The 18,997-nt window shown below is 69.5% G+C and carries 16 protein-coding genes and 1 pseudogene; 12 read left to right on the top strand and 5 right to left on the bottom strand.

Translation table 11 applies throughout. The features are described 5' to 3' along the window. On the top strand, nucleotides 1-538 hold a 538-nt coding region (locus AS25_RS08225), incomplete at its 5' end, for an IS1634 family transposase (protein ID WP_035964157.1). A gap of 248 nt (nucleotides 539-786) precedes the next feature. Here AS25_RS08225 and AS25_RS08220 read toward each other — a convergent pair. Next, a pseudogene (locus tag AS25_RS08220) lies at nucleotides 787-1,383 on the bottom strand (transposase); the annotation flags it as partial. A 679-nt stretch (nucleotides 1,384-2,062) separates the two neighbouring features. Here AS25_RS08220 and AS25_RS08215 point away from each other — a divergent pair. From AS25_RS08215 to AS25_RS08195, 5 genes are all read left to right on the top strand, one after another. Beyond that, nucleotides 2,063-3,481: a hypothetical protein gene (locus AS25_RS08215; protein WP_253270519.1), complete on the top strand. Its 1,419-nt coding sequence runs from the start codon at nucleotides 2,063-2,065 to the stop codon at nucleotides 3,479-3,481. Between the two features lie 141 nt (nucleotides 3,482-3,622). Continuing rightward, nucleotides 3,623-5,347 (top strand): GT4 family glycosyltransferase PelF, encoded by a 1,725-nt coding sequence (gene pelF / locus AS25_RS08210; RefSeq protein ID WP_052160825.1) that lies wholly within the window; start codon nucleotides 3,623-3,625, stop codon nucleotides 5,345-5,347. Beyond that, nucleotides 5,344-6,408 carry a putative glycoside hydrolase gene (locus AS25_RS08205; protein ID WP_035964153.1) on the top strand — a complete coding sequence of 355 codons (1,065 nt, stop codon included), beginning with the start codon at nucleotides 5,344-5,346 and terminating at the stop codon, nucleotides 6,406-6,408. The genes pelF and AS25_RS08205 overlap by 4 nt, the downstream gene beginning before the upstream one ends. Nucleotides 6,409-6,545: 137 nt before the next feature. Next, nucleotides 6,546-7,397, top strand: a complete 852-nt coding sequence (locus AS25_RS08200; RefSeq protein ID WP_035964152.1) for a PhzF family phenazine biosynthesis protein — start codon at nucleotides 6,546-6,548, stop codon at nucleotides 7,395-7,397. Beyond that, nucleotides 7,394-7,810, top strand: coding sequence for a thiol-disulfide oxidoreductase DCC family protein (locus tag AS25_RS08195; protein WP_253270518.1), 417 nt, complete (start codon nucleotides 7,394-7,396; stop codon nucleotides 7,808-7,810). Before AS25_RS08200 ends, AS25_RS08195 begins: the two co-directional genes overlap by 4 nt. 173 nt (nucleotides 7,811-7,983) lie before the next feature. Here the strand turns inward: AS25_RS08195 and thiE are convergent, their stop codons facing one another. After that, on the bottom strand, nucleotides 7,984-8,646 hold the full coding sequence (gene thiE / locus AS25_RS08190; protein ID WP_035964150.1) for a thiamine phosphate synthase: 663 nt from the start codon (nucleotides 8,644-8,646) through the stop codon (nucleotides 7,984-7,986). A 234-nt stretch (nucleotides 8,647-8,880) separates the two neighbouring features. Between thiE and thiO the strand changes: the two genes are divergently transcribed. The 5 genes from thiO (at nucleotide 8,881) to AS25_RS08165 (ending at nucleotide 13,467) form a co-directional block, all read left to right on the top strand. Continuing rightward, entirely contained in the window at nucleotides 8,881-10,167 is a 1,287-nt protein-coding gene (thiO, locus tag AS25_RS08185) for a glycine oxidase ThiO (RefSeq protein ID WP_035964148.1), read from the top strand. After that, complete coding sequence (thiS, locus tag AS25_RS08180; RefSeq protein WP_035964147.1) at nucleotides 10,164-10,430, top strand: sulfur carrier protein ThiS; 267 nt, start codon at nucleotides 10,164-10,166, stop codon at nucleotides 10,428-10,430. Before thiO ends, thiS begins: the two co-directional genes overlap by 4 nt. A gap of 2 nt (nucleotides 10,431-10,432) precedes the next feature. Continuing rightward, a complete protein-coding gene (locus AS25_RS08175; protein WP_052160824.1) occupies nucleotides 10,433-11,374 on the top strand; it encodes a thiazole synthase in 942 nt (313 codons plus the stop codon). Beyond that, nucleotides 11,371-12,561 (top strand): molybdopterin-synthase adenylyltransferase MoeB, encoded by a 1,191-nt coding sequence (gene moeB / locus AS25_RS08170; protein WP_035964146.1) that lies wholly within the window; start codon nucleotides 11,371-11,373, stop codon nucleotides 12,559-12,561. The genes AS25_RS08175 and moeB overlap by 4 nt, the downstream gene beginning before the upstream one ends. A 105-nt stretch (nucleotides 12,562-12,666) precedes the next feature. Continuing rightward, the gene (locus tag AS25_RS08165; protein WP_052160823.1) at nucleotides 12,667-13,467 is read left to right on the top strand and encodes an SDR family oxidoreductase; all 801 of its coding nucleotides are present in this window, start codon (nucleotides 12,667-12,669) and stop codon (nucleotides 13,465-13,467) included. Nucleotides 13,468-13,615: 148 nt separating this feature from the next. Here the strand turns inward: AS25_RS08165 and AS25_RS08160 are convergent, their stop codons facing one another. Genes AS25_RS08160 through AS25_RS08150 form a run of 3 tightly spaced genes read right to left on the bottom strand, consistent with a single transcriptional unit; the run spans nucleotide 13,616 to nucleotide 16,946 of the window. Continuing rightward, a complete protein-coding gene (locus tag AS25_RS08160; protein ID WP_035964145.1) occupies nucleotides 13,616-14,260 on the bottom strand; it encodes a LutC/YkgG family protein in 645 nt (214 codons plus the stop codon). Further along, on the bottom strand, nucleotides 14,257-16,116 hold the full coding sequence (locus AS25_RS08155) for a LutB/LldF family L-lactate oxidation iron-sulfur protein (protein WP_084118093.1): 1,860 nt from the start codon (nucleotides 16,114-16,116) through the stop codon (nucleotides 14,257-14,259). The genes AS25_RS08160 and AS25_RS08155 overlap by 4 nt, the downstream gene beginning before the upstream one ends. Continuing rightward, nucleotides 16,113-16,946 carry a (Fe-S)-binding protein gene (locus AS25_RS08150; RefSeq protein WP_035964144.1) on the bottom strand — a complete coding sequence of 278 codons (834 nt, stop codon included), beginning with the start codon at nucleotides 16,944-16,946 and terminating at the stop codon, nucleotides 16,113-16,115. Before AS25_RS08150 ends, AS25_RS08155 begins: the two co-directional genes overlap by 4 nt. Nucleotides 16,947-17,254: 308 nt before the next feature. On the opposite strand from AS25_RS08150, the gene AS25_RS08145 reads away from it, so the two are divergent. Further along, complete coding sequence (locus AS25_RS08145; protein ID WP_035964142.1) at nucleotides 17,255-18,925, top strand: L-lactate permease; 1,671 nt, start codon at nucleotides 17,255-17,257, stop codon at nucleotides 18,923-18,925. Nucleotides 18,926-18,997 lie beyond the last annotated feature (72 nt).

The raw sequence follows: 18,997 nt of genomic DNA, 5'->3' as shown, positions 1-18,997 counted from the left end.
CAAGCGCGCCGCACGGGACCGGGCCACCCTCACCCTGCAGGAGAACCGCGCCAAGGCGGTCATCGCCGGCGAGAAGCCAGCCCGCACACCGCGGTTCGTGAAGACGGTGAACGGCTCGACGCGCCTGGACGAGGACGCCCTGACCCGCGCCCGCAGCCTAGCCGGGCTGAAGGGCTACGTCACCAACCTGCCCGTCACGACCATGCCCGCAGCGGAGGTGATCGCCTCCTACCACTCGTTGTGGCAGGTCGAGGCCTCGTTCCGGATGAGCAAGACCGACCTGCGGGCCAGGCCCATGTTCCACCACGACCGCGATGCCATCGAGGCCCACCTCACCATCGTCGTCACCGCCCTGGCCGTCGCCCGTCACCTGCAGGATCAGACCGGGATGAGCATCAAGAAGATCGTCCAGGCCCTACGCCCGCTGCAACAGGTCACCGTCGTCATCGCCGGTCACCCCCACGTCGCCGCCGACCCGCTGACCGGCACCGCCAGCGAGATCCTCACCGCCACCGGCACCGAATGGCCAACACACTAAATTGGCACGACTCGGGCGGAAGCGACCGCGGCGCCGGTCACGGAACCGGCAGCGCTCGACCCGGGATCGTGCGAGGAGCGCTTCGGGGCGGACGGCATTGATTCAGCCTAGGGGCCGCCGCGACAGGATGCGAACCGTTCGCGGTGCGGGTCCTCACACGACACGACATGGGAAAAGGCGGCCCACTCCCGTCAGGAGCGGACCGCCAATTCTCAGACACCCACCGAGGTGGGCGGGGTGGGACGGGTCAGGCGTCCTCGCCCTTGTGCTCGGCCACGAGGGTTGAGGTCGATGATGACGGTGACGTACTTGTCGCCGCGGCGGGTGTGGCGCCAGACGTGCTCGTCGACGCCGATGACCTTGACCCCGTCGAACCGGCCGGGGTCGTCGATGAGCACCCGCTTGCCCTCGGCCAGCACGGCGTCGTTGGCGGTGTTCCACGAGACTCCCAGGCCTTCGGCGACGCGGGCCACGGTCAGGTGCTGGCACACGATCCCTTCCAGCGCCCACCGCAGACCGCGACGGGAGAGCCTCGCCCGCGGCTCGGCCGCCTTGGTGGTGTCCTGGCGCCACACGTGTCCGCACCCGGTGCACCGGTAGCGGCGAACCGTGACCAGCAGCGTCGTAGGTCGCCAGCCCAGCGGTTCGTGCGCCAGGCGCCGCACCACGGTGTCGCGGGGCGTGCCCTCGCAGCCGCAGCGTCGGCACCACTGGTCCGGTTCCAGGACCCGGCAGGCCAGGATCGCCTGCTCGGGCTCGAGGCGCTGACCGACGACGTCAAGACCGAGCTCGTCGAGACGGCAGAAGGTGGTCAAGTCAGGGCAGGCGAAGGTAGCGTCAGGCACGTCGAGGTCTTCCAGATGAGGCGTGTAGGAACCTTCATCTTCGGGAGGCCTCGACCCCTATCCGGCGACCGACGCGCCGACCCCAACTACACCCTGGATCCTGAAGAGCCGAAAATCGTCACGCTGAGCAGTGGAGGCGTGAGCTCTCCGCAACGCGTCGACCGCTGGCAAATAGTGGCGGGCGACCCTTGCGTACTCCGGCAGGATCTCGACCACATGAACACCCGGACCCACGATTCGTGGGTCCGGGTGTTCTTCATTTCCCCGTGGACCCGGATCCCGGGAACCCATTCCGAGCCTCTTCCCGGCACATGTTCCGCCCCGCTCTCGCCCCGGTGATAGTCGGCAGCGGCACGTGAAAACCTATGCGTAATCATTGATTTTCTGAATCGATATGCATCCCGGTCATGATCGCGTAGTTAACCGGTAATCCGTCATCAGCCCCCGGTGCGCCGGTGAACTCCACGATGACAAGCACTGACGACAAGCCCCTCCGGTTCAGACACAATTCATCTATTGGTTTGCTAGTGCACACATAAACTGTATATATTCACTGCGGCGACAGCGGAACTGGCCTCATCGCCTTCACATCATTTGCATTGGGGAATTCTTGTCAGCGGGGGCTGACGGGAAGCGCCAGGATCCCCGGGGGACAGCTGTGACAGCTCTGAGAACTTTGGTGCACGATTCTTTCAGTCGCACTCGTACCGCCACGATCGTCTTGGCCCTATTGCTCACGGGGCTGGTCCCCGTGGTGCTTGACCTCCTGGGCTCACACGCCGAGGTCCTGGTCATCGCGGGCGGACTGCTGGTGTTGCTCACAGCATTCCTGGTGCTGCGCGGCTCCCGTCCGGTGGACGCCGAGCACGCATCGGAACCCGCCGGGAGCTCCCGCGGCGGGGTGGAGCTGTTGCTCTACCTCTCGCCGGTGATCTTCCTGAACATCGTCTTCCCGCTCGTGAGCCCGCGCATGGCGGAGGCGACCGTGGGCGGCGTCCAGCTGACCCACGTGGTCCTGGCCTCTTCCATCACCGTGCCCTGGCTCGCGCAGGCCGCGTGCATGCCCGCGTACCGCGCGATCGGTGAACTCATGGCCGAGCGGGACATGCAGAAGATCACCCGGCGCTTCTGCGAGGTGTGGCCGGCCATGTTCCTGCAGACCCTCCCGCTCGCCGGGCTGTTCGCACTGCCGCTGTGGCTGGCCACCGGCTGGTCCTGGCAGGCCATGGGCGCCTACCTGCTGTTGCTGGGCGCGCACGTGCTGTTCGTACAGTCCCTGGTCCTCGCCAACGTGGGAGAACGCCGCGGCCTATGGGCCGTGGCATGGGGCGCCTACGCCCTGGCGCTGGCCGTGGTTCCCACCGTATGGATCCTTCCGCCCCTGGTCGCCGCGGCCACCCAGATCGCGGCAATGGGCCGTCAGCTGTCCCACGTGCGGGTCTTCGAACGCCTGGACCACCGCAACTTCGCCGCGGACGCCCTGCGCGGACTGCTGCTCGGATCGGTGTTGTGGGCGGACAAGTTCGTGCTGTTCCTGGCCACGGACGGGGCCTTCCAGGTGATCGTGGTGTTCATGGCCATGCTCCCCGCGGTGCTCGCCTATAACTTCTACTTCGTCAACATGGCCCCGCACGTGGACCGCGCCGTCAGCGGACTGCACCGGGCCATCGAGAAGGAAACACTGCCCGTGCTGGCCTCCCGCTCCACGCTGCTCAGCTACGTGGTGGACCGCTCCGTCCTGCGCACCGGCGCGGTGGGCATGGTGCTGACCCTGGCTGCCGCCCTGCTACTGGGCGGCTTGCAGCCCCACCACGTCCTCCTCGCGGTAACCGTGGCCGTGGCGTCCTGGACGTTCATGATGCTCACGCTGTTGAGCTACGAACTGGACTACATCGGGGAGAAGATCACGGCCCAGGCCCTGGGTGCGGCGCACCTGGTCGTGAGCATCCTCGCGTTCGCGGTGTTCTCCACCAACGGGGCGTACGCCCTCCTGTTGCTCGCGGACCTGGTGCTGGTCGCCGGTGCCTGGGCACTGTACAAGCGTCACTGGGCCCAGCCCGAGTACACCCTCTTCTGGCGCCACGCCACGTCCTGGTAACGCAGTCCACGTAAGCGCTTCCTATCAAGCGCATCCGCCGCGCCCGGGCGCAGTCCTGCCCGGTCCCGGCCCCTACTGCACGTCCCTGCTGGTCGCCACATTGCGACCCCGGACCCTTTCATCCCGTGAGGAATAGCCGACATGTACCCTTTCACGCGCTCACACGCCAAGCACCGCGCCACCAAGTCCGTGGCCGTCGCGGAACCCGCCCGCCTGTCCCCCGCCGCGCAACAGCGCCAGAAGCAGTACGAGGACGTGGACGTCGCCATCGTCATGGAATCCACCTACCCCTTCCTCAAGGGCGGGGTCTCGGCGGTGGTCCACGACATCGTCACGGGTAACCCCGACCTGAGCTACGGGATCATCCACATCGCCTGGGACTCCGAGGCCCCCCAGGAGGACCTCTATTCTGTGCCCGAGAACGTCAAATGGGTCCGTGTGGTCTACCTGAGCATGCAGGAGCATCGGGACGACTTCATGTCCGTGCGCCCCAAGGACCTGCGCATGACCGCGGAACAGCGCACGGTGCTGTCCCACCGGATCTTCGACGCGATCTACGCCCTGGCCGGCGCCCGGGACACCGAGCCGCTGTGGGAGCTCATCGACGAGGGACTCAACGAACGGACCCGGCAGTACCCCCTGTGGGCCGTGCTGGGCTCCCGCGAGTTCCTGCACGCGCTAACCGAGCGGATGCCGCAGCTCGGGCTCTCCCTGTCCGAGTCCTTCTGGTTGCTGCGCGGGTTCTTCTCCCTGGCCCACGCGATCCTGGGCGAGACCATGCCGCGGGCCCGGGTGTACCACGCGCACACGACCGGGTACGCGTCCCTGCTGGGTGCCGCGGCCGCGCGCGATCACGGCACGTCGTTCCTGCTCACCGAGCACAACCTGTACGTGCGCGACACCGTGAACACCCTGCTCGACCGCAACATGGCACTGTCGATTACGTCCGAGGACTACCGCACGTTCGACGTCGGCGCCGAGGACCGGGCGTGGATGGCGTGGTGGATCGAGATCGGGCACTTCTGCTACCCGAGCGCCGAGCTCGTGACCTACCTCTACCCCACGGCCATCACCGAGGCCGCGAGCCTGGGCGCTGACGTGGACAAGTCCGTGGTGCTGCCCAACGGCATGATCATCGAGGAGTTCGAGGAGAAGTACCACGCCCGCCAGGCCGCGGTGGAACGCATTGCCCAGGCCCCCGAGCAGCACACGTGGCGCCTCGTCTACATCGCCCGCGTGGTGCCCATCAAGGGACTCATGGACCTGCTGTCCAGCATGGACATCCTGCGGGATCGCGGCTACCCCAACATCCACCTGGACGTCCTGGGGCCCACCGAGCACGTGCCCGAGTACTACGAGGCGTGCCTCGAGAAGATCGAGACCCTGGGCCTCCACGACCTCGTGACCGTCCACGGGACCGTCAACGTGCGGGACATGCTCGACCAGTTCGACCTGCTGGTGCTCCCGAGCTACAACGAGGGCCAGCCGATCGTGGTGCTCGAGGCCATGGCCGCGGGCATCCCCACGGTGGGATCGGACGTGGGCGGGATGAGCCAGCTCGTGGGTGACGACCTCGTGACCCACGACGGGCGCACGTGGGGCGCGTGCGGTGAACTGCTCGCACCCGGTGACATCGAGGCCATGGCGGACAAGGTCCAGGCCGTGATCGGGAACGTGGATCGTTACCGCTCCTACAGCACCAACGCCCGCGGCCGCGTGGAGGACTTCTTCCAGCTCCACGAGGTCATGTCCTCCTACAACAAGATCTACCGGATGCTCGGCAACATGGGTGAGAAGCGCAACTTCGAGTACTCGGACCTGCGGCAACCGGCGTTCGACGCGCCGTTGGCGGGCGCGGGCGAGTGAGCGGCGTCGGCGCCTGGATCCGGTACGGGGGCCCGATCAGCCCCGAGCAGGTCGACTTCGCCGCGCAGCACTACCGGGCGGCGATCCTGCAACCGTGGGAGACGGCGGCGGCCGCGGACCTCAAGCGGCGCCGCCCGGACATGACGGTGCTGTGCTACAAGTGCCTGTCCTCTACCCGCAGTTACGAACCGGGCCCGATCCACAGTTCCGGGGTCTCGTACGCCGAGGCCCCGGACCGGTGGTTCGCGCGACGCCTGGACGGCGAACGCATCGAGTGGGCCCGCTACGGCGGACACTGGCAGATGACCGTGTGGTCACCCGAGTACCGCGAGCGCTGGGTGCGCAACGTGATCGCCGAACTGCGGGATTCGCCGTTCGACGGCGTGATGGCGGACAACGACGTGTTCGACGACTACTACGGCCTGGACCTGCCCGTCCGGGATGCCCGGTCCATGGCGGACTTCCGCGACGGCGTGGGCGAGTTGGTGCACGCGGCGGGCCCGGCCCTGAACGAGATCGGCAAGATCCTCGTCCCGAACATCGCGGAATCGCGGCGTGAGCCCGGCCGCTGGGCGAGCCACGCGGCCTACGGCGGCGGATTCGAGGAGGTGTGGCTGGGTTTCAGCCCGGTGGACCTGTTCGACCCGGAGACCACCGAGGCGCAGCTGCCCCAGGCGGACGGGCCGGGCATCAGCATCCTGCGGGTGCCCACGGACGGCGACGACGACCACCCCAATGTCGAGTACGGTCTGGCCGCGTTCTGGATCTTCGGGGCGGGCCGCGGCGCGTACTCGGCCACGGCGCACGACGACTACAGCCGCACCCAGCACACCGCGCAGCTCGACTGGGACCTCGGCGCGCCGGTGCAGGACCCCGTGCGCCGCGGTCACACGTGGTGGCGCGAGTTCACGCACGGCTGGGCCGCGGTGAACTTCAACGCCGACCGCCGACGACGCCACCGCGTCCGGGTGCCGCGCGGCATGGTCGACGTCCAGGGTCGGGCGGCAGGGTCCCACCTGGTGCTGCAGCCCCGCCGCGGGGTGGTGCTGCAACGGGGGTGAGCCCACCTGGGCGCGGGCGTCGCCTGCCGGACGCCCGCCCGGCGCGCGTGTGCGCCGGACACGTCGTCTCCGACTGCGTCGTATGGGGCCCGGGCGGGAGGTGACAACCCGTCGGCACGACGTGATGGAATGACCCCATGAGCCCAACACCTCGTCCGCGCCCGTTCACCCAGGTCGACGTCTTCTCCCGCGAGCCCTACCTGGGCAACCCCGTGGCCGTGGTCCTGGACGGCACCGATCTCACCGACGACGCCATGGCCCGCTTCGCGCGCTGGACCAACCTGTCCGAGACCACGTTCGTGCTTCCACCCACGGACCCGGACGCCGACTACCGGCTGCGCATCTGGACCCCGGACCGTGAACTGCCGTTCGCCGGTCACCCCACCCTGGGCTCGGCCCACGCATGGCTCACCGCGGGCAACACCGCGCGTGCCAAGGACGTCATCGTCCAGGAATGCGCCGCGGGCCTCGTGCGGATCCGCCCGTCCGACGACGGCGCACTGACCTTCGAGGCCCCACCCACCGACCGCACGGGAGACCTGGGCCCGGAATTGCTCGGGGGCGTAACCGCGGCCCTGGGCCTGCGGGACGAGCAGGTCGTCGCCCATCAGTGGGTCGACAACGGCCCCGGCTGGGCCGCGCTGCTTCTGGCTGGCGCCGAGGACGTCCTGGCGATCGAGCCCGACCTTCCCGCTCTCCACGGCGCCAAGATCGGCGTGGTGGGTCCCCACCCGCAGAGCAGTCCGCACCAGTTCGAGGTCCGCGCCTTCGTGGGCGGGACCGGCGGGTACGAGGACCCCGTCACGGGAAGCCTCAACGCGAGCCTGGCCCAGTGGCTCATCCGTACGGACCGGGCGCCCGCGAACTACATCGCCCGACAGGGCACCCTCATGGGACGCAGCGGCCTCGTGACCGTCACGTCGGACGGGGACCACGTGTTCGTGGGCGGACACTGCACCGCGTGCATCGACGGGACGGTGCTGCTGTGAACCCCCCGGGCACCGAGCAGGGCGCGTCCCTGCACCTGGTCTTCGACGGCAACTGCGGGTTCTGCACGCGCTGCGTGGGATGGGCCCGGACACTGGACCGCCATGACCGGATCGCCCTGCACGCCTACCAGGTCCCCGGCGTACTGGAGCGGTTCGGACTGACGAATGCGGAGGGCAACGCGTCGGTGTGGGCCGTCCTATCCCGTTCCGGTGAGCGATCCTCGGGGGCGCACGCGGTGGCCGTGACCCTGGACACCGCCCTGGGCATCCGGGTGTTCGAGCCGTTCTACCGGTTACCGCCCGTGCGGTGGGTCCAGGACCGCGTGTACCGGTGGGTGGCCGATCACCGGGGAAAGTTCCCCGGTGTCACCCCGTGGTGCCAGCAGCACCCCGGGCGGTGCGAGACCCCGTAACGGTTCCGCTCCGCGTACCGAGCGAGCCGTGCCACCCGCGCGACGCCAAGACACTGCGGCGCCATGACTCCATGACTCCGCCCCGACGCGCACCACCCCACCGAACACGTCGCCACCCGAGCGGTGCCATCCCACCGCGGCGCCGCCGCTCCACCGCGTTCAAAGATCGGGTCTCACCCGGGCAGCGTGTCCCGCAGCGCCCGCGCCGCCGCGGTGACGTCCTGCGCATCGGTCACGGCCCGCACGACCACGATGCGCGAGGCACCCGTGTCGAGCACGGACGGCAACCGCGCGGCGTCGACCCCGCCGATCGCGAAGAAGGGCTTGTCCCCCGCGTGCTGAGCGGCGTAGCGCGGCAGTTCGAGCCCCACGGCCGCGCGACCCGGTTTGGTGGGGGTCTCCCACACTGGCCCCGTGCAGAAGTAGTCGAGCCCGGCGTCGGCCACGGCGGCGTCCACCTGGGCCGGGGAGTGACAGGACCGCCCGATCACCACGTCGTCCCCCAGGACCCGCCGCGCCTGCGCGGTGGTCAGATCACCCTGGCCCACGTGGAACACGTCCGCGCCGGTGAGCAGCGCGACGTCCGCACGGTCGTTGACGGCGAAGAGTTTCCCGTGCTCCCGCGCGACCTCCGCGAGCACCTGGATGGCCTCGATCTCCGCGGCGGCCTCGAGGGATTTGTCCCGCAACTGGATGATGTCCACCCCGCCCTCGTACGCGGCGTGCAGGAATTCCCGCAGGTCACCGCGCTCGCGGCGCGCCATGACGCACACGTACAGTCGCGCGTTCTCGAGGGCGGCGCGGCGCCCGGTACCCGTCTGGCTCGTGTGTCCCATGCGGCCATCGTGGCACGAACCGCGCGCCCGCGGACACCGCACACGATCAGCCCGCCGCGAAGTCCCCCTGCGTTCCACAGCTACGGGTGACTAGACTGGTAGGGCCGTTCGTCGCCGTTCGACGAACTCCACGGGAGTCCGCACACGTTGGCAACAACCACCGCAGCGGGCTGAGAGGGCGTGAGCCGCCGACCGGATCACCTGATGCGGATCATGCCGCCGGAGGGAGGAACAATGCCCGAGCACCTCGGTGACCACGTGGTCGTGGCCGGAGCTGGTCTCGTGGGCCTGGCCACGGCCTTCGAACTACGACGCCGCGGGGCCGCCGTGACCGTCGTCGATCCCCGCCCGGCGTGGGGCGCCACCCGCGCGGCCGCGGGCATGCTCGCACCGATCGCCGAGACCCAGTACGGCCAGGAACGCCTCTACCCCCTCATGCGGGCCTCCGCCGCGGAGTACCCGGACTTCGTGGAGCGCGTCACCGCGGCCACGGGCCTGCCCACGGGCTACCGCACCGAAGAGACGCTCGTGGTGGCCGCCGACGCCGCGGACGCCCAATCCCTCTCCGACCTCGCCTCACACCAGATCGCCTCCGGGATGGACGTGCAGGAGATCTCCACGCGGGAGGCCCGGCACCTGGAACCGGCTCTTGCGCCGCGGTTGAGCGGTGCGGTACGGATCGTCTCCGACCGCCAGGTGGACCCCCGGATGCTCGCGGCCGCCCTGGTGGAGACCCTGAACTGCCCGCACCTGACCACCATCGGGGACGTCCCCGACGCCGGACCGGCGCAGTGGCTGACCTCCCGCGTGGACACCGTGCTGACGTCCCGCAGGGAACCCCGGCAGGCCACGGGCGTGCAGGTGGACTCCGGTGAGGTGATCCCCGCGGACGCCGTGGTCGTGGCCACCGGGCTGACCGCCAACACCATGGGCGGGCTGCCCGAGGGACTCGACCTCCGATTGCGCCCGGTGTTCGGGGACATCCTGCGGTTGCGGGTTCCCGAGACCGCACTGGCCCCCGGGGAATCGCATTTGCTCACGCGCACGGTGCGCGCCCAGGTCCTGGGTCGGCCCGTGTACATGGTCCCCCGCGAGGACCTGACCCTAGTGCTGGGCGCCACGAGCCGCGAGGACGGGCGCGAATCCGTGCTGGCCGGTGGCGTGCACCAACTGCTGCGGGACGCGCGCACCGTGGTCCCCGCGATCGACGACTGCGACGTCCTGGAGATGATGGCCCGCGCCCGCCCGGGAACCTCCGACGACCTGCCGTACGTGGGGAAGACCTCGGTGGCCGGGCTCGTGATCAGCACGGGTCACTTCCGTCACGGCATCCTGCTGACCCCCGTGGCGTCCCGGCTCGCGGCGGAGCTCGTGACCGGCGTCCTGGACCCGCTCGCGGACCACGGGTCCGACGCCGCGTTCCTCGCTGACACCGACCCGGCCCGGCACCCGAACCCCGCCCCTGAGGCCCCGTTCACCACACCCGAGAGCTATCCCCAGATGCATGGAGGACTCGAATGATCGCGCCCGAGACCACAGACAATTCCTCCACGGCCGCCGTGAACGGCTCCCCCGTGGCGGTGACCCCGGGGTTGACGGTCGCGAGCGCCGTCGTCGACCTCACGGGCCGCGAGATCACACCCGAGGGCACCGCCGCGGACGGCCATCCCCTGGGGATCGCCGTGGCGGTGGACGACGCCGTGATCCCCCGCTCCCTGTGGGCCACGACCCCCGTGGAAGCGGGTCAATCCGTCGAGATCGTCACCGCGGTGCAGGGAGGCTGAACATGACCACGCACGGAACCCCCCTGACCGTGGCCGGGGTGGAGCTCTCGTCCCGGCTGATCATGGGCACCGGGGGCCTCACCGATTTCGCAATGCTCGAACGGGCCCTGCTGGCCTCCGGGACGGAACTGACCACGGTGGCCCTGCGCCGCTTCGCGCCCGGCCCCGCCTCGCCAGCGGGCGCGCAAGCATCCGGCACGGCGAACCGGGCGAGCGGTCGCGCGGGAGGTGGCGCAGCGGCGTCGTCGACCGGGACACCGCAGGACAGCCTGTACGGGTTGCTGCGCCGCAACGACATCCGGGTGCTGCCCAACACCGCGGGGTGCTACACCGCGCGGGACGCCCTGCTGACCGCTGAACTGGGGCGCGAGGCGCTGGAGACGGACTGGGTCAAGCTCGAGATCATCGCGGACGAGGACACCCTGCTCCCGGACGGTGTGGAGCTGCTGGACGCGACCGAGAAACTCGCTCGGCGCGGTTTCAAGGTCTTCGCGTACACGTCCGACGACCCCGTGCTCGCGCTGCGGCTCGAGGACGCCGGGGCCGTGGCCGTGATGCCCCTCGGTGCTCCCATCGGCACGGGTCTGGGGATCCTCAACCCGCACAACATCGAACTCATCGCGTCCCGCGCGTCCGTGCCCGTGGTGCTGGATGCCGGGATCGGCACGGCGTCCGAGGCGGCCCTGGCCATGGAACTCGGGTGCGACGCCGTCCTGCTCGCGTCCGCCGTGACCCGCGCGCAGGATCCCGTGGCCATGGCGAGTGCCATGAAGCACGCCGTGCTCGCGGGGCACCTGGCCCGCGGCGCGGGGCGGATCGCGCGGCGCACGCACGCCGTGGCGTCCTCGCCCATGGCCGGGCGCATCGACACCGCCGACGCGCCCCGCGGGGACTGGCCCGCGCCTTCATCCACCACCCCACAGCTGGAATCGCAGGTTTCATGAGCACCCCGCTACTACCCCTCGTGGCCCCCGCCTCCGATCTGAGTCGCGAGGAACTCGAACGCTATTCACGCCACCTCACGTTGCCGCAACTGGGCGAGGAGGGGCAGCGTCGGCTCAAGAACGCACGCGTCCTGGTGATCGGCGCGGGCGGGCTCGGCGCTCCCGCGCTGCAGTACCTCGCGGCCGCCGGGGTGGGGACCATCGGCGTGGTCGACGACGACGTCGTATCCGTGTCCAACCTGCAACGCCAGGTGGTCCATGGGATGGCCGACATCGGCCGGCCCAAGGTCGATTCCGCCGCGGATGCCGTGGCCCGGCTCAACCCCCTGGTCACCGTGCACCGCCATCCCGAGCGGCTGAGCACCGACAACGCCCTGGAGATCTTCTCCGGCTACGACCTGATCATGGACGGCGCGGACAACTTCGGCACACGCTTCCTGGTCTCGGACGCCGCCGAACTCACCGGCATTCCCGTGGTGTGGGGCTCCATCCTGCGTTTCGACGGCCAGGTCTCCGTGTTCTGGTCCGGTCACGGCCCCGTGTACCGCGACCTGTTCCCGGAAGCGCCCGCGCCGGGCCAGGTCCCCTCGTGCGCCGAGGGCGGTGTGCTGGGCATGCTCCCGGCCACGATCGGCTCGGTCATGGTCACCGAGGCGCTCAAACTCATCACGGGCATCGGCCGTCCCCTGCTCGGCAGGGTCCTCATCCACGACGCCCTGGCCCAGACGTGGCGCGAGCTCACGGTCCTGCCGGACCCGCACCGCCCGCCCGTCACGGATCTCTCACGGGTGGCGCTCGCGTGCGGTCTGCCCTCCGACGACGACGCCGCTCCCGCCCCCCACGAGACCGTCACCGCCCCGGAGCTGGCCGAGCTACTGACCGCCCGGTCCCTCGGGGAGACGTCCTTCACGCTCGTGGACGTGCGCGAGGACTGGGAGCGCAAACTCGTGGCCATCCCCGGATCCGTGCACGTGCCGCTGCAGGACGTCCTGGACCGGGGTGTCACGGCTCTTCCGGATGAGGCGGAGGGCACCGTGATCCTGCACTGCAAGGCCGGTGCCCGTTCCGCCCAAGCCCTCGCGGCACTGCGCAGGGACTACGCCCTGCGGGAGGACACCGTGAAGCACCTGGACGGCGGGGTGCTCGCGTGGATCGACCGGGTGGACCCGGCACTGCCGCGCTACTGACCCGTTCGATCATCGCTCCGTACTTGAGGAGCGGTTTCCGCACGTGTGCCACCATGAGGTCCAGGGCCGCGCCATCCGGGCCGGTCATGACCCCGAGGAGAGATCGTGCCCACCACAGACGTCGCCGCCCCTCGCGTGTACGTGGTCACCGGAGCCGGATCCGGTATCGGACAGGCCACCGCCGCTCAACTCATCGACGAAGGCCACCGGGTCATCGGCGTGGACCTCAAGAACACGGAAGTGGTCGCGGACCTGTCCACCGAGGACGGCATCGCCGCCATGGTGGAGGAGATCGCCGCGCTGACCTCCGTGGTGGACGGGGTGATCGCCAATGCCGGTACCTCGCTGCAGGCACCCATGGACGTGGCCATCGACTTCTTCGGCGCCGTGGGCACGGTGGAGGGTCTGCTCCCCCTGCTGCGCGCTTCCGACGCCCCGCGCGTGTGCATCACCGCGAGCGCCGCTTCCCTGCACCCGGCGAACGACGACCTCGTGGACGCCATGCTGAATGGTGATCGTGAGACCGCGGCCGCGATCGGTGAGCGCCTGGTCGCCGCCGGTGGTGGAGCGGGGTACCTCAACTACTCGTCCTCCAAGCAGGCCGTGGCCCGGTGGGTGCGCCGCAACGCCCTGGCTGAGCGCTTCGTGGGCGCCGGGATCACCCTCAACGCCGTGGCCCCGGGCCTGGTGCTCACGCCCATGACCGAGCCCCTGCTCGCCACGGAGGAGGGCCGCCAGCAGGTGGAGGAGGGCATGCCCTCCCCGCTCAACGGCCCGGCACGGCCCGAGGACGTCGCCGCCGCGATCTGCTTCCTGACCTCCACCGCGGCCGGGAAGATCGGTGGTCAGGTGTTGTTCGTGGATTCCGGGTACGACGCCCTGACCCGTGGGGACGACTCGTGGTGAGCAGCCGTTCGACGTGAGTGACCGCTCGTAGGGTCCGGCAACTCCTGATGAGCGGTCGCTGCTGGTGAGCAATGTACAAGAAAGAAGGTCCCCGTCCCCGCGATAGCGCGGGAAGGGGACCTTCTCCAATTGGTGCGAGCACGCGGCCTCAGCCCAGCAGGATCACGTCCAAGGTGCGCGGACCGTGGACACCCTCCACGCGTTCGAGCTCGATGTCCGAGGTGGCCGAGGGCCCCGAGATCATGGTGGTGGGCGCCGAACGCTCCACCCGGGACATGGCCTCCGGGATCAGTTCCACCACGGTGTCCAGCGGCACGATGCAGATGTGGTGGTCCGGCACCAGGGTGATCGCGCGCCGCCCCTCATCGGGGCGCGCGGACAGGAAGATGGTCCCCGTCTGGGCACACGAGACCGTGGAGGATGTGACCACGGCGTCCACCCGGTTGAGATCGCGCACAGTCAGCGCGGACGCCTTGCGGGAGTCGTTGGGGTCCACGATCGCCCGGCGCGCCGCGGTGTCCTCCGGGAGCAGGGCGGTGTCGAAACCCTCCGGGATCACGTAGCGCGCGGACGCACCGAGTTGCGTGGCGATCCGATCCGCGACGGTCTGCGCGGTCTCCCGGAACACGTTGGCCTTGTAGTCGACCAACCGGTCCTCGAGCATGTCCACGATCTCGTCGAGGGACAGCTCGGACGTCCGGCGGTAGTCGCGCGGCACCTCGGGGGCCTGGGGCCGGTCGGAGAGCGCGCCGGCCAACCGCGCCAGGATCTCGGTCTTCGCGTCCATGCTCATGCGTTCTCTCCGTCGTGTCCTGCGGTCCGGCCGCCTTCGGTCGGGTTGCCCGCGCCGCGGGCGTCGTTCTCGTCCCCTGCAGAACCGGAGCGAACGGTTCCCTCGGCTGCGGGGGTGGCCGCAGCGGCGTCGTCCCCGGTGGACGCGGGAGCCGCGCCGTCGCGTTCGAGGCGCTGGGCGGTCTCCCCCTCGTGCTTCTTCCACCAGTTGCGGAAGGACTCCTTGGGCGGCTCGGGGATATCCCGCTCGTCCGTCCAGCCGCCCACCATGCCGGGCAGCCAACCGATCGCGTGGTCCCGCCCGGCCACCACACGGCCCAGGGGTAGGCCGCGTTCGGCCAGGGACATCCGCTTCCCGGAGGACATCACGAAGGACGCGCCCTTCATCATCGCGTCCATCTGGGACGGCACCGCGCGCGTGGGAACGGCCTCGCGCACCTTGCGACCCGCGCGGCGAGCGCGCGTGGCGAGGCCCTTGAGCGAGGTCTCACGGGGAGCGCCGTCGTGCCCGCCCTCCCCGTGGTCAGCAGTCAGGGACTTCTCCTCGCGCCAGTTGTCCCCTGCGTGGATCGCGGGATCGTCCGACGACGGCGCGGGCGCCGCGCGGTCCCGCTTCCCGTGGCGGGTGCGCACGTCCTCGTCCCGCAGGTGCACGAGGATGTCCGGGATGTTGATCTTGACGGGGCACACCTGGTAGCACGCGCCGCACAGCGAGGACGCGTACGGCAGGGACGAGTTCTCCTGGGACGTGATCCCCGTGAGCTGCGGGGAGAGGATCGCGCCGATCGGACCCGGGTAGGTGGACCCGTAGGCGTGACCGCCGGCCTGCTCGTACACGGGGCACACGTTCAGGCACGCCGAGCACCGGATGCAGTGCAGCGCGGAACGGCCCTGCGGGTCGGAGAGCACCGCGGAGCGGCCGTTGTCGAGCAGCACCACGTGGAAGTTCTTGGGCCCGTCCCCGGGCGTGACCGCGGTCCACAGGGAGGTGTACGGGTTCATGCGCTCCCCGGTGGACGAGCGCGGGAGGAGCTGGAAGAAGACCTCCAGGTCCTGGTAGGTGGGCAGCAGTTTCTCGATGCCCATCACGGTGATGAGGGTCTCGGGCAGGGTCAGGCACATCCGCCCGTTGCCCTCCGACTCCACGACCGAGAGGGTCCCGGTGTCCGCGATGCCGAAGTTGGCGCCGGAGATTGCGACCTTGGTCGTGAGGAACTTCTCCCGCAGGTGTTTGCGCGCGGCCTCCGCGAGCACGCGCGGGTCGTTGGTGAGCTCGTCCGTGGTCTCGGGCATCTCCCGGCGGAAGATCTCCCGGATCTCGTCCCGGTTCTTGTGGATCGCGGGCACCAGGATGTGGGAGGGCTTGTCCTTGCCCAGCTGCACGATCAGCTCCGCGAGGTCCGTCTCCGTGGCGGTGATGCCGTGTTCCTCGAGGTGCTCGTCCAGGCCCATCTCCTGGGTGGCCATGGACTTGACCTTGATCACGTCCGTGGCGTCCTGTTCCTGGATCAGGCGGGTGACGATCGCGTTGGCCTCGTCCGCGTCCCGCGCCCAGTGCACCACACCGCCGCGTGCGCTCACGTTCTGCTCGAACTGTTCGAGCAGTTCCGGCAGGTGCGCCATGACGGTTTCCTTGATCGCGGAGCCGGCGTCACGCAGTTGCTGCCAGTCCGGGACCTCGCCCACCACGCTCGCGCGCTTGGCGCGGATCGAGTGGGTCGCGTGGCGGATGTTGGCCCGCATCTGCTCGTTCTGCAGTTCTTTCTTGGCCGCGCGGGGGAAGGCGACCTGCGCGTGCAGATTGCCCTGCCCGTGCACGGGCCGCACACCGGGCATGCCCAGTTCGGTGATGCTCATCGCTGACCTCCGGTCGTGGCCGCGGCGGGCTTCGCCGGCGCGGGGATGGACAGTTCCACGGGGCCCTCCACCGTGAGGGTGTTCTGCCGGGTCGAGGCGAGGATCTCCGCGAAGTGGACGGTGCGCACGGGGACCCGGCGCTTGGACGCCGCGCCGCTGAGGTGCATGAGGCAGGACGCGTCACCGCCCGTGCACAGCGAGGCACCCGAGTTCTCGATGTTGCGCAGTTTGGCCTCCGCCATGGCCCCGGAGACGTCCGGGTTCTTGAACGAGAACGTGCCGCCGAAACCGCAGCACTCCTCCGCGTCCGGCAGTTCGCGGAAGTCGATCCCGGCCACCGAGCGCACGAGGTCCTTCTGCCGGTCCCCCAGCTCGAGCAAACGCATGCCGTGGCACGAGGGGTGGTAGGTCACTGTCTCCGGGAAGTAGGAACCGAGCTGCTGCGCGGCGTCCGTGACGTGCAGGACGTCCACGAGCAGTTCGGCCAGTTCGTACGTGTTGGCCGCGACCATCGCGGCGTCCTCGGCGAGCGCGGCCTCCCCGCACTGGCGGGCAACCATGGGCTGCTGGTGCCCCAGGGACGCGACGCACGAGGCCGACGGCGCCACGGCGACGTCGTAGTCCACGCTCGTGAAGGCGCGCACGTGATTGCGGATGACCGGGACGGCGTCGTCGAAGTATCCGCTGTTGACGTGCATCTGCGAGCAGCACCCCTGCCCCTGGGGGAACACGACCTCGTGTCCGAGCCGCTCGAGGATCCGCACGGTGGCCAGCGCCACCTTGGGATACATGGCATCCACAATGCATGTGGCGAAGAGCGCGATTTTCATGTGTGTGGTCTCCTAACCGTCTGCCCCGGTCCATACTCTGTGGTCATACCAGGCTACGCCCGTGAGCCCGGTCACAACAACGTACGGCGTGGCATGGGACAGGCATGAAAGGCCGCGCGCGGGCTCCCCGCGGCGGGGCGCGAGGTGTTCACCATGTGACCTGCATCATGTACGCTGTGCGGTAGGACCAATGTGGTCTGACCACTCATCGTACGACTTGCCCGGACGTGGCGCACACCGCCCCGCCGAGACCACACTCTCGATCCGGGAACCACGGTTCCGATCCGGCCCCACCCCTTGGAGAACGCGTGAATACCTTTACCGCCGCGACCGACGCCGTGGGAGGCAGCGTCGGGCTGTCCGCCCTGGTCGGCTGCCTGCCCCTGCTGACCTTCTTTGTGATGCTGCTGGCCTTCAAGGCCAGCGCCTACGTGGCGGGTCTCACGTCCCTCGCCGTGGCCCTGCTGGTGGCCACCCTGGGCTTCGGCATGCCAGCGCACCTCGCCGCACTGACCGCCACCCAGGGCGCCGTCTACGGACTGTTCCCGATCGTGTGGATCGTGGTCATGGCCCTGTGGTTCTACCAGGTGACTGTGCTCTCCGGGCGTTTCGAGGACCTGCGCACCATCTTCGACACCATCGGGGGCGGTGACCTGCGCATCCAGGCCATGCTCATCGCGTTCTGCTTCGGCGGTCTGCTCGAGGCTCTCGCAGGCTTCGGCGCCCCCGTGGCGATCACCGCCACGATGATCCTGGCCCTTGGGCTCAAGCCTCTCAAGACGGCCACGCTGGTGCTGATCGCCAACACCGCCCCCGTGGCCTTCGGCGCGATCGCGATCCCCATCACCACCGCGGGCACGCTCACGGACCTCGACCCGGCCCACATCGGTGCCGTGGTGGGTCACCAGGCCCCGTTCTTCGCGTTCGTGGTCCCCTTCTTCCTGCTGCTGATCGTCGACGGCGTCCGCGGTCTCAAGCAGGCCTGGCCCGCCGCCCTCGTGGTGGGCGGCAGCTTCGCGATCGCCCAGTGGTGGTGCGCCACGCACTTCTCGTACGAGCTCACCGACGTGGTGGCGTCCCTCGCCGGGCTCGCCGGTGTGGTGATCCTCATGCGCTTCTGGCGTCCCAAGGGCGCCGAGGCCGTGCGCGCGGACCTGGGCGTCTCCCGCCCGGAGGATGCTGCGGTGCTCACGGCCGGGCGCGTGTGGATGGCAGTGCTGCCCTACCTACTGGTGGTGGCCGTCTTCGGCGTCGCCAAGCTCTGGACCGCCGGGGTCAATGTGCCCAAGGCGCTGGCGTCCACGGACGTCAAGATCCCGTGGCCCGGCCTGAACGGGCACCTGCTCAATGCCAAGGGCGAAGCCATCTCGGGCACGGTCTACTCTTTCCAGTGGCTCTCCAGCCCCGGCACGCTGCTGCTCATCACCGGCCTGCTGGTGGCCGTGATCTACGCCCTGTTCAACCACCACGGGATGTTCCGACTCTCGATCGCGGATGCCCTTGCCGAAATCGGACGCAGCTTCTGGAAGATGCGTTTCTCCGCCCTGACCATCATGTCCGTGCTGGCACTGGCCTACGTGATGAACTTCTCCGGCCAGACCCTGGCGATCGGCACGTTCGTGGCCGGTCTTGGCGCGGCGTTCGCGTTCTTTTCCCCCGTGCTGGGCTGGGTGGGCACCGCGGTCACCGGTTCGGACACGTCCGCCAACGCACTGTTCGCCAACCTGCAGAAGACCGCGGCCCTGGGGTCTGGGCTGGACCCGTACCTGATGACCGCCGCGAACACGTCCGGCGGTGTGGTGGGCAAGATGATCTCGCCGCAGTCACTGGCCATCGCCTCCTCAGCGGTGGGCATGCAGGGCAAGGAGTCTCAGATCTTCCGCTCCGTGATCCCGTGGTCCCTGGGCATGCTGCTGGTGCTGTGCTGCCTGGTGTTCCTGCAGTCCAACGTGCTCGCATGGATGCTGCCCGCCGCCTGAGCACTCCTGAGATATCAGACCGTCCGGGGCACCGCGGAGCTGCGGGCACCTCGGGGACGCCGAGCACCATGG

Source organism: Kocuria marina, assembly GCF_000786655.1.
GTDB classification, from domain to species: Bacteria; Actinomycetota; Actinomycetes; order Actinomycetales; family Micrococcaceae; genus Kocuria; species Kocuria marina_A.
This window is presented reverse-complemented; position numbering and strand designations above follow the sequence as displayed.

Bases quoted from the DNA above. Each gene is read 5' to 3' on its own strand.
- pelF (WP_052160825.1), top strand. From the start codon at position 3,623: ATGTACCCTTTCACGCGCTCACACGCCAAGCACCGCGCCACCAAGTCC.
- AS25_RS08175 (WP_052160824.1), top strand. From the start codon at position 10,433: ATGACCACGCACGGAACCCCCCTGACCGTGGCCGGGGTGGAGCTCTCG.
- AS25_RS08150 (WP_035964144.1), bottom strand. From the start codon at position 16,946: ATGAAAATCGCGCTCTTCGCCACATGCATTGTGGATGCCATGTATCCC.
- thiE (WP_035964150.1), bottom strand. From the start codon at position 8,646: ATGGGACACACGAGCCAGACGGGTACCGGGCGCCGCGCCGCCCTCGAG.
- moeB (WP_035964146.1), top strand. From the start codon at position 11,371: ATGAGCACCCCGCTACTACCCCTCGTGGCCCCCGCCTCCGATCTGAGT.
- AS25_RS08160 (WP_035964145.1), bottom strand. From the start codon at position 14,260: ATGAGCATGGACGCGAAGACCGAGATCCTGGCGCGGTTGGCCGGCGCG.
- thiS (WP_035964147.1), top strand. From the start codon at position 10,164: ATGATCGCGCCCGAGACCACAGACAATTCCTCCACGGCCGCCGTGAAC.
- AS25_RS08155 (WP_084118093.1), bottom strand. From the start codon at position 16,116: ATGAGCATCACCGAACTGGGCATGCCCGGTGTGCGGCCCGTGCACGGG.
- AS25_RS08200 (WP_035964152.1), top strand. From the start codon at position 6,546: ATGAGCCCAACACCTCGTCCGCGCCCGTTCACCCAGGTCGACGTCTTC.
- thiO (WP_035964148.1), top strand. From the start codon at position 8,881: ATGCCCGAGCACCTCGGTGACCACGTGGTCGTGGCCGGAGCTGGTCTC.